We start from the raw sequence: 10,208 nt of genomic DNA, 5'->3' as shown, positions 1-10,208 counted from the left end.
CCTCTCCCCGCAGGCGGGGCGAGGTGAAGCCCGATCCGTGGCGCCTAGCGATCCAGCACCGCGCGGGCGGTGGCCTCATCGGTGATGAGGCCATTGACCACCCGGCCCGCCAATGCGGCCTTGATCGACGGCACCTTGGCGGCGCCGACGGCTGCCGCGATCGTGGTCGCTTCCGCGGGGATCTGCGGCGGAATGCTCGTCAACCGCTTGTTGGTGCCGCCCTTGATCAGGCGGCCCTTGGCGTCATAGGCCCAGCCGGTCACCTCGCCGACCGCGCCGAGCCGCATCATCTCCAGCAGTTCCTCGCGGGTGACGAAGCCGTCGACATGGACCTGGGCCTTCTGATCCATCTGGCCGATGCCGATCAGCCGCAGATCGGCCTTGGCGGCGACCGCCCTCACCCGCGCGATCGGGTCGATGCGGACCATGCGATTGCGCTCGTCCTCGCTCGACATCAGGAACGGCAGCGGCATCGGGTAATGGCGCGCGCCGGTGCGGTCGGCGAGCCGTCCCACTGTGTCGTAGAAGCTCGCCGAGCCGTCGGCGGAGATGTTGCCGACCAGCGAGACGATCTGGTGATCGGGCCGCTCGATCGGCGAGACCCGCTCGACTGCGGCGCGCACCGCACGGCCGGTGCCGAGCGCCACGATCACGGGCGTCTCCGAGCGCAGCGTCGTCTCCAGCAGGTTGGCGCTGCGTTCGGCGATCCCTGCATTGGACAGCAGTGCCGCCGGATCGGTCGGCACGACATCGCAATGCACCAGATCGAACCGTGCCTTCAGCCGGGAAGCCAGCTCCATGCAGGCCGCGATGGGATGTTCGAGGCGAAACGTGATCAGCCGCTCCGCCAGGCACAGCGACACCAGGCGCTGCGCCGAGGCGCGCGACACCTGCAGCATTTTCGCAATCTCATCCTGGGTGTGGCCCGCGATGAAATACAGCCAGCCGGCGCGCGCCGCATCGTCGAGACGAGACTTTTCGTTGTCGGGCGCAGCCATCGTCTTGCGTCAGCCTTCCATCCAGAAATCCGTCATCGCGGCGAAGATTCGATCCGCCCCGGCCTGCCGCAGCAGAGCACTGCCATCCGCCAACCGATAGTGGGCGCCGCCGACAAATCCCCACACTTTCATGCCCGCCGCCTTCGCGGCCATCACGCCGCTGACGCTGTCCTCGATCACGAGCGTGCGGCGCGGCGCAGCGCCCATTGCGCCTGCCGCATGCAAGAACAGATCGGGGGCCGGCTTGCCGTGCTTGACCATCTGCGCGGTGTAGAGCCGCGGCCCGAAGCTGGCGGCGAGGCCGGTCAGCTCCAGCGAGAACTTCACCCGATCGAGATCGCTCGATGAGGCGACACAATATGGCAGCCGCAATTCCTTGAGCAGCGCCGCGATGCCGGCGGTCGGCTTCAGCCGGGAGCGGAAGGTCTCACGGACCTGCAGCGCCAGGTCAGGCAGAAACGTCTCGGGCAACGGCTTTCCGACGCCCCGGCAGTAGTCGACCACGGCCGCGGTGCTGCGGCCGAGGAAGAGTTCGAGCGCCCGCTCGGTGCTCATCTCGATGCCGGTCTGGACCATCGCCTCGGCAAGACAGCGACAGCTCAATTCCTCGCTGTCGACGAGCACGCCGTCGCAGTCGAAGATGACCAAATCAGTCTCGGGAAGCCGCGGATCCATCCCGGTATGAGATCATATGCTCACGTTATGAGCAATAGATCACAATTTTCGCGCGGAATGCCGCGCCTCAAATGGTCGCGGTGCACCGCCAGGGATGCTGTGCGACAAGGCGAAATGCCGCATGACACACCTCTGATCGCGACCGTCGTCGCGGGCCTCGGCCTCGCTTTTGTCTTCGGAACCATCGCCCAGCGCTTTCGGGTTCCGCCACTGGTCGGTTATCTGCTCGCGGGCGTGGCCGTCGGTCCCTTCACACCCGGCTTCGTTGCCGATCAGGCGCTGGCAACCGAGCTCGCGGAGCTCGGTATCATTCTCCTGATGTTCGGCGTCGGCCTGCATTTCTCGCTCAACGACCTGTTGTCGGTGCGCGCGATCGCGGTGCCCGGCGCGATTGCGCAGATTGCGGTCGCCACATTGATGGGCCTCGGCCTCGCGCTATTGATGGGCTGGACCGTCGGCGCCGGTCTGGTGTTCGGTCTCGCGCTGTCGGTCGCAAGTACCGTCGTGCTGTTGCGCGCGCTGCAGGAGCGCCGTCTGATGGACACCGAACGCGGCAAGATCGCGGTCGGCTGGCTGATCGTCGAAGACCTCGCCATGGTGCTGGCGCTGGTGCTGTTCCCGGCGGTGGCGAGCTTGCAGGGCGGCGATGGCGCGGCGCTCACCTCCGATCCGCTCGCCGCCCGTTTCGGTCTCGGGCTCACCGGCGTGCTGGTGCTGACGCTGATCAAGATCACCGTGTTCATCGCGCTGATGCTGGTGGTCGGGCGCCGGCTGATCCCGTGGGTCCTGCACTACATTGCGCATACCGGCTCGCGCGAGCTGTTCCGGCTGACCGTGCTTGCGATCGCGCTCTGCATCGCGTTCGGCGCGACCAAGCTGTTCGGCGTCTCGCTGGCGCTCGGCGCCTTCTTCGCCGGGATGATGCTGCGGGAATCGCCGCTCAGCCAGCGCGCGGCCCAGGAAACCCTGCCGCTGCGCGATGCGTTCGCGGTGCTGTTCTTCGTCTCCGTCGGCATGCTGTTCGATCCACTCAGCGTGGTTCGCGAGCCCTGGCCGTTCGCAGCGACTTTGTTCGTCATCGTGGTCGGCAAGTCGATCGCCGCCCTTCTGATCGTCGTGCTGTTCCGTCATCCGATGACAACCGCCCTGATGATCTCGGCGAGCCTCGCCCAGATCGGCGAATTCTCCTTCATCCTGGCCGAACTCGGCGTTGCGCTCAATCTGCTGCCGAAGGCCGGCCGCGACCTGATCCTGGCGGGTGCGATCTTCTCGATCATGCTCAACCCGCTGGTGTTCGCGGTCGTCGACTGGCTGACATCGCGACTCGAGAAGCCGCAGGCTTCCTCGCCAACTGCCGCAGCTTCTGAACCGATCCCGGTCACCGAATTGCAGGATCACACCATCCTGGTCGGCTACGGGCGGGTCGGCAGCATCGTCGGCGATGCGCTGCATCAACGCAGCGCGCCGTTTCTCGCGGTCGAGGCGTCCGACGACATGGTTGCCAAGCTCAAGGAGCGCGGCATCGAAGCCCTGATGGGCAACGCAGCGCGCGCCAGCGTGCTTCGCGCGACCAATCCGGCCGCCGCGCGATCGCTGGTCATCGCCATTCCCGAAGCCTTCGAGGCCGGCCAGATCGTCGAGCAGGCGCGCGCCGCGAATGCCGAGATCCAGATCATCGCCCGTGCGCATTCCGACGCCGAGGTCGATCATCTCAAGGCACTTGGCGCCGACATCGTGATCATGGGCGAGCGCGAGATCGCCCGCGGCATGATCGAGGAGCTCGACAGGGCGCGTCCGGCTGCGATGCGAACGGCCGAGCAGGATTCGGCAGCTTGAGATAGATTGCGCCCGCCGTACCGATGCGCGCCGCGCGTCACGCGATGAGGGAGATCGAGCGATGGCCTTCAAGAGCCCGCATGTTTCGCTGGTGTCGTTCTCGGTCGAGATCGGCGCCACTGACACGACAAATATCATGCAGATCGAGACCGACCTGCATCTGAACACCCGTCATCCGAGCTATGACGCGGCCGCCGTGGAGCGGCTGGTGCGTGACGCACAAGCCTATCTCGCCGGCAACGCCGGCCAGGTCACCCGGATCCGGCTGGTCTCCACCCGCGGCGGCCAGACCTGAAGCCTCCTTATTTGAGCATGATCTCCGCGCAAACGCTTCGCGGTTGCCGCGAGAGAAAACCGGCTTCCACTTTTCCGGATCATGCCCTAGCCGACAAGGAATGCCGGCGCCAGATCTTCCTGCACGATGATGTTGGCGGCTTCCGTCGTCAGCTCGCTGCCGACCAGGTCAAGATTCTTGGCGGCCTCGAACAGCATCGAGCGGACGTCGTCCGGCGTCAGCACGCCTTTCGCGATCAGCTTGCGCACCAGCGCCTGCAGGATAAGAACGTCGATCTCGCCATGCGCCAGCGGCGTCGGCTTGTCCGTCATGATCGTCTCCCAGGCTGATCCCAAGGCTGAGGTTCGTCGCAAGTGAGGCGCCTAGCGCTGTGGTGACGCCATGTCCTTGTGCAATTGTTCGAACGCGCGGCGCAGGCCATGCAGCTGATCGACCAGATGAAGGATGACGTCGATGCCCTCGTCGTTGACGCCGAAGTCGCCCTTCAGGTCGCGGATCAGATGCGCGCGCGCTACGTCGGTGTCGGAGAAGCTGATCTCGCTGGCGGTCTCGTCCGGCACCAGCCATTGCTGCTCGATCCAGAACTCCAGGGTCCGCACCTCCAGACCCGCATCGATGAGGAACTGCTGCTTGTTCATGATGCACCATCCTCGCGCGGATCGAATGCCTTCCGATCCCAGTTCGACACAAACGCCTCGAGCTCGGGATCGGGTCCCTTGGGCAGGACCACCTTGAGCTTGACGAGTTCGTCGCCCTGGCCACCGCCAACGCGGGGCGCGCCCTTGCCGCGCAACCGCATGGTCGTGCCGGTGTTCGATCCCTTCGGAACCGTCATGGTCACGGCACCGGTCGGCGTCGGAACGCGAACTTTTCCGCCGAGCACCGCCTCGGACAGCGAGATCGGCAGTTCGAGCGTAATGTCGTCACCCTCGCGGGTGAAGCGCGGGTCGGGGCGAACTTCCACCTCGATCAGCGCATCGCCGGGACCGCCCTTGCCGCTGCCGGGCATGCCCTTGCCGCGCAGACGAATGATTTGGCCATCGACGAGCCCCGGCGGGATCGTCACGTCGAGCGTACCGCCGTCGGGAAGCGTCAGGCGCTTGCTCGCACCGGCGATCGATTCCGCGAAGTCGATCGCGAGAGCGTAATGCAAATCGCGGCCGCGCCGGTTGGCGCGCGCCTGCTCGCTGCGCCGGAGCAATTCGGCGAAGGCGTCGTCCTGGTCCATGTAGTCGGCATAGCCGGAGCTGTCGGCATAGGGATGCCCCGCATCGGCGGTGGCGAAATCCCGGTAGTAGCGATGCTGCGGTCGCTCGGCGCCATCCGCATCGATCTCGCCGGCGTCGAAGCGCTTGCGCTTCTCGGCATCCGAGAGCAGATCGTTCGCAGCAGCGACTTCCTTGAATTTGTCTTCGGCCGCCTTGTCGCCCGGATTGAGATCCGGATGCAGCTTCTTCGCCAGCTTTCGATAGGCCTTCTGGATATCGGCCGCAGACGCCGTCGGGGCAACGCCAAGGACCTCGTACGGATTTCTCACAACCTGCTCCGCAACACCGTGAGTGCACCTGCGATCATGAGGGCGCAAAAGCAGGCGATTTGCAAGTGCGCAGGCGCGCCGCCCGGAAGCGGCCGACGCAGCATGCGCTCACGTCACATGACGAGTCAGGATGTATGTCCGGGGTCCAGATAGTTCGGCATGTTCTTTTGCTGCTGCGGCGTCATCTTGGCAGTATCCGGCTTACCCGGCACGCCCCGCGGACCGAGCAGGGCCCGCTGTATGTCGTCCTCGCTCAAACGCGGCTTCCCATCGTCGAGCTGTCCATCGCCGCCGTGCCTCTGTGCCATGACCAACCTCCAGTGATGATCGCTTGCACAGGTGGAACAATACCGCGCTCCGTCGGAACGAGCCAGCGGAGCGCGGTCGTGCCTTAGTGTTGCTCCTGCCGCTTCTCCTCCGCGGGGTGACCTGCCGCGGGCGCAGCATGCGGAGCGGCGTGCGGCTCCGGCCGTGCCACCGGCTGGGGATGGGCGGCCTGCGGCTGCGGATGCGGCTCAGGGCGCGCCATCGTCTCCGGTCGCGGTTCGGGCCTCGCTGGCTCGGGCCGCGCGACGGGCTTCGCGGCAGGCTCGGGACGCGGCTCTTCCTTGCGCACCTCTTCTGGCCGCTTCTCCTGCACGGCAGGCCGCGCCGCTTCTGCAGGATGCGGCTCGAGCTTCGGCTCGGCGGCAGGCGCTGCGCGCTTCTCTTCGACCGCGGGCCTGTTCACTTCGGCGGGCGGATGCGCCGCAACGCCCTTCTCGGGAACCGGAAGTGCATGGGATCCGGCAGACGCCGGCGCAGCAGGATGCGGCTCGGCCTTGGTCTCGGGAGCAGGTGCCGCGCGCTTCTCCTCGGCCGCGGGCTTGTTCGCCTCGACGGGTGGATGCGCCGCCGGAAGCTCCTTTCCCGGGACCGGGAGCGCATGGGAAGCAGCCGGTGCGGTTGCGGGTGCGGCTGCAGCTCCCGGGTGCCCCGGCTCCCCGGTCGCCGGCCGTGCGGCGTTGGCAGGCACCGCCTCGCCGGCCGGCCGCGCGCGAACCACGCCCGGTCCCTTCAATTCGCCGGGACGCGCCGTTGCGGCGACTGCGGGCACGCCATTGTTGGTCCGGTTGAACAGGCTCGGATCCTGGCTTGCGGTCTCGACCTGCTTGCGTTGCAACGGCGTCGCCGCGAAGTGCTGCTCCTTGGCGACCGCGCGCTCGGCCGGCGTCGGCCGCACCTCGATGCCGCCGCGGCCGCCATTGTAGCTGACGTTGTTGACGGTGGTCTGATTGATCGTGACGTTCTTCTCGTAGACGTTGGTGATCCGCGCACCCTGCAGATTGTTCACGGTGCGATTGTAGAAGAAATTGCCGTGATCCCAGCGGCCGCCTTCATAGCCTGCGCCGCCGTAGCCGAATCCGTAGTTGATGCCGCCATAGAAGCCGACGCGATCACCCCAATAGCCCTGATGGAAAATGAAGCCGCCACCGAATGCGCCCCAGTAGCCGGGCGTCCACAGCAGTCCGACCCGCGGCGGCTGCACCCAGGTGCCCGGCACCCAGTAGTAATCGCCGCGATCCTCGTCCCACGACCAATTGCCCGGCGACCACATGTAGCCGGGACCAGGCACCGGCGGCTGATCGTAGGTCGGCAACGGCGGCGGCGCAGTCTCGACGGCAGAGACCGGCGCGCATGCCGCATCCTGCGCGATTGCGGGCACCGCAGTCGCAGAGAACAGCGCCGTGGCAATCGCTGCACACGACACGGTCGAAAGGAGACGAGTTGTCATTGGGAGCCTCTTCGATGAGCACGTTCGACGTGAGACGGAACAAAAGTTCCGTGCGTCGGCAATGCACCGACACACTTCATCGCTAGCGCCTTGACCTTACACCAGCCTGAAACGCATCGACGCGACAGGAAATGCGCTGATGCAGCTATTCATCGTCAGTTCAGAGTGCGCCGTGATGCAACGCTGCGCGATTCAATCGAACATCGCGTGCCGCTCGACTGCATCATCGATGCGAGCTCGCGAAACGCGACGTCATCGATTTCGAATCGCGTGTCCGAACATGAATTTGGTCTTGTTCGATCACGGCGATCTCTGCTTGTCCGACGCTCGCTTCGCGAGCACAGCGATCCATCGAGCCGCTAGCAGCGCGACGCGCGCATCCGGCTTGCTGGCGCGGCCGTAGCAGTGCCTCCCGATGAGTGCTAACGACGAACATCAGCGGTCGCAACGGCTTATCTGCGGCATCCCAGCGGGCGCGCTCCGCGATTGACACTCTCCGGAAACGACCACACGATGCGAGGCGCGACAGCCTCAGGCCCGCGGTTTTTCCGCCGGCGCGATCGCACGAGGCCATCGCATGATGGATGTCATCGTTCCGCCATCTGTCGCTCGGCGGGACTGCGTGGCATGACTTGATCTCGACGAGCTGCGTTGCCTGAGGGTGCCACGATGAACATAGAAAAATATACCGATCGCGTTCGCGGCTTCATTCAGTCGGCACAATCGCTCGCGATGCGCGAGGGGCATCAGCAGTTCTCGACGCTTCACATCCTGAAGGTGCTGCTCGACGACAATGAGGGCCTCGCAGCCGGCCTGATCGACCGCGCCGGCGGCAACTCGCGCGCGATCCTCAAGGCGACCGAGGACGCGCTGGCGAAGGTACCGAAGGTCAGCGGCGCCGGCTCGGGACAGATTTATCTGGCACCCGAGACCGCGCGCGCCTTCGCGGCGGCGGAACAGGCCGCCGACAAGGCCGGCGACAGCTTTGTCTCGGTCGAACGCCTGCTGCAGGCGCTCGCAGCCGACAAGGACAACGAGGCCGGCAAGCTGCTCGCCAAGGGCGGCGTCAATCCGCAGAACCTGAATGCGGCCATCAACGCGCTGCGCAAGGGCCGCACCGCCGACAGCGCATCGGCCGAGAACGCCTATGACGCGCTGAAGAAATACGCCCGCGACCTCACCCAGGCCGCGCGCGACGGCAAGCTCGACCCGGTGATCGGCCGCGACGAGGAGATCCGCCGCACCATCCAGGTGCTGTCGCGGCGGACCAAGAACAATCCCGTGCTGATCGGCGAGCCCGGTGTCGGCAAGACCGCGATCGTCGAGGGCCTCGCGCTGCGCATCGTCAACGGCGACGTGCCGGAAAGCCTGCAGGACAAGGCGCTGCTCGCGCTCGATCTCGGCGCGCTGATCGCCGGCGCAAAATATCGCGGCGAGTTCGAGGAACGGCTGAAGGCAGTGCTGCAGGAAGTGACCTCGGCCGAGGGCGGCATCATCCTGTTCATCGACGAGATGCACACGCTGATCGGCGCCGGCAAGGGCGACGGTGCGATGGACGCATCCAACCTCCTGAAGCCCGCGCTCGCCCGCGGCGAGCTGCATTGCATCGGCGCCACCACGCTCGACGAATACCGCAAGCATGTCGAGAAGGACGCGGCGCTGGCCCGGCGCTTCCAGCCGGTGTTCGTCTCCGAGCCGACGGTCGAGGACACCATCTCGATCCTGCGCGGTTTGAAGGACAAGTACGAGCAGCATCACGGCGTGCGCATCGCGGATTCAGCGCTGGTCGCAGCCGCCACGCTGTCGAACCGCTACATCACCGACCGTTTCCTACCCGACAAGGCGATCGACCTGATGGACGAGGCTGCGGCGCGGCTGAAGATGCAGGTCGATTCGAAGCCGGAAGAACTCGATTCGCTCGACCGCGAGATCATCCGGCTGAAGATCGAGCAGGAAGCGCTGAAGAAGGAGACCGATCTCGGCTCCAGGAGCCGCCTGCAGACGCTCGAGAAGGATCTCGCCGACCTGGAAAAGAAATCGGCGGACATGACGTCGAAATGGCGGTCGGAAAAGAGCAAGCTCTCCGATGCGCAGAAGATGAAGGGCGAGCTCGAACAGTTGCGTACCGAGCTTGCCAATGCGCAGCGCAAGGGAGAATTCCAGAAGGCGGGCGAACTGGCCTATGGCCGCATTCCCGAGCTCGAGAAGAAGCTCGCGGCGGTCGAGGCCAGCGAGACCTCGTCCGCCAGCGAGACCGTGACTGCCGACAATATCGCGCAGGTGGTGTCGCGCTGGACCGGCGTTCCGGTCGACAAGATGCTGGAAGGCGAGAAGGACAAGCTGCTGCGCATGGAGGAGATGCTCGGCAAGCGCGTCGTCGGCCAGGCCGAGGCGGTGCGCGCGGTGTCGACCGCGGTGCGCCGTGCCCGCGCGGGCCTGCAGGATCCCAACCGGCCGATCGGCTCGTTCATGTTCTTAGGTCCCACCGGCGTCGGCAAGACCGAGCTCGCGAAAGCGCTTGCCGAATATCTGTTCGACGACGAGACCGCGATGATCCGCCTCGACATGTCCGAATACATGGAGAAGCACTCGGTCTCGCGGCTGATCGGCGCGCCTCCAGGTTATGTCGGCTATGACGAGGGCGGTGCCCTCACCGAAGCGGTGCGGCGGCGGCCTTATCAAGTGGTGCTGTTCGACGAGATCGAGAAGGCGCATCCCGACGTCTTCAACGTGCTCTTGCAGGTGCTCGACGACGGCCGCCTGACCGACGGCCAGGGCCGCACCGTCGATTTCCGCAACACGCTGATCATCATGACCTCGAACATCGGCGCCGAATATCTGGTCAACCAGCCGGAAGGCCAGAGCACGGGCGCGGTGCGCGAGCAGGTGATGAACATGGTACGGGCGCACTTCCGCCCGGAATTCCTCAACCGGATCGACGAGATCATCCTGTTTCATCGGCTGCAGAAGAGCGACATGGGCCGCATCGTCGAGATCCAGTTCTCGCGGCTGCGCAAGCTGCTCGAGGATCGCAAGATCGAGCTGGAGCTCGACCCGAAGGCGCGCGACTGGCTGGCGGAGAAAGGCTGGGAC

10 protein-coding genes are annotated in these 10,208 nt (G+C 65.7%); 3 read left to right on the top strand and 7 right to left on the bottom strand.

Features of this window, described 5'->3' with window-relative positions; all coding sequences use genetic code 11:
* Positions 1 to 44: 44 nt before the first annotated feature.
* Entirely contained in the window at positions 45 to 998 is a 954-nt protein-coding gene (locus AKL29_RS31430; RefSeq protein ID WP_028334896.1) for a sugar-binding transcriptional regulator, read from the bottom strand.
* Between the two features lie 9 nt (positions 999 to 1,007).
* The gene (locus tag AKL29_RS31425) at positions 1,008 to 1,673 is read right to left on the bottom strand and encodes an HAD family hydrolase (protein ID WP_050386838.1); all 666 of its coding nucleotides are present in this window, start codon (positions 1,671 to 1,673) and stop codon (positions 1,008 to 1,010) included.
* Positions 1,674 to 1,787: 114 nt separating this feature from the next.
* On the opposite strand from AKL29_RS31425, the gene ybaL reads away from it, so the two are divergent.
* Both ybaL and AKL29_RS31415 read left to right on the top strand, forming a co-directional pair.
* Positions 1,788 to 3,509, top strand: a complete 1,722-nt coding sequence (gene ybaL, locus AKL29_RS31420) for a YbaL family putative K(+) efflux transporter (protein ID WP_050386907.1) — start codon at positions 1,788 to 1,790, stop codon at positions 3,507 to 3,509.
* Positions 3,510 to 3,570: 61 nt separating this feature from the next.
* Positions 3,571 to 3,804: a hypothetical protein gene (locus AKL29_RS31415; protein WP_050386837.1), complete on the top strand. Its 234-nt coding sequence runs from the start codon at positions 3,571 to 3,573 to the stop codon at positions 3,802 to 3,804.
* A gap of 86 nt (positions 3,805 to 3,890) precedes the next feature.
* Here the strand turns inward: AKL29_RS31415 and AKL29_RS31410 are convergent, their stop codons facing one another.
* From AKL29_RS31410 to AKL29_RS31390, 5 genes are all read right to left on the bottom strand, one after another.
* On the bottom strand, positions 3,891 to 4,115 hold the full coding sequence (locus tag AKL29_RS31410; RefSeq protein ID WP_050386836.1) for a hypothetical protein: 225 nt from the start codon (positions 4,113 to 4,115) through the stop codon (positions 3,891 to 3,893).
* 51 nt (positions 4,116 to 4,166) lie between these two features.
* A complete protein-coding gene (locus AKL29_RS31405; RefSeq protein WP_050386835.1) occupies positions 4,167 to 4,442 on the bottom strand; it encodes a chaperone modulator CbpM in 276 nt (91 codons plus the stop codon).
* Positions 4,439 to 5,341, bottom strand: a complete 903-nt coding sequence (locus AKL29_RS31400) for a DnaJ C-terminal domain-containing protein (RefSeq protein WP_050386834.1) — start codon at positions 5,339 to 5,341, stop codon at positions 4,439 to 4,441. Before AKL29_RS31400 ends, AKL29_RS31405 begins: the two co-directional genes overlap by 4 nt.
* A 125-nt stretch (positions 5,342 to 5,466) precedes the next feature.
* Complete coding sequence (locus AKL29_RS31395; protein WP_050386906.1) at positions 5,467 to 5,649, bottom strand: hypothetical protein; 183 nt, start codon at positions 5,647 to 5,649, stop codon at positions 5,467 to 5,469.
* Positions 5,650 to 5,732: 83 nt separating this feature from the next.
* Positions 5,733 to 7,115 (bottom strand): YXWGXW repeat-containing protein, encoded by a 1,383-nt coding sequence (locus tag AKL29_RS31390; protein WP_082190770.1) that lies wholly within the window; start codon positions 7,113 to 7,115, stop codon positions 5,733 to 5,735.
* Between the two features lie 669 nt (positions 7,116 to 7,784).
* On the opposite strand from AKL29_RS31390, the gene clpB reads away from it, so the two are divergent.
* The coding region (gene clpB / locus AKL29_RS31385) for an ATP-dependent chaperone ClpB (protein WP_244482524.1) at positions 7,785 to 10,208 on the top strand (2,424 nt) is incomplete at its 3' end.

This window comes from Bradyrhizobium pachyrhizi (assembly GCF_001189245.1).
Lineage (GTDB): Bacteria > Pseudomonadota > Alphaproteobacteria > Rhizobiales > Xanthobacteraceae > Bradyrhizobium > Bradyrhizobium pachyrhizi.
This window is presented reverse-complemented; position numbering and strand designations above follow the sequence as displayed.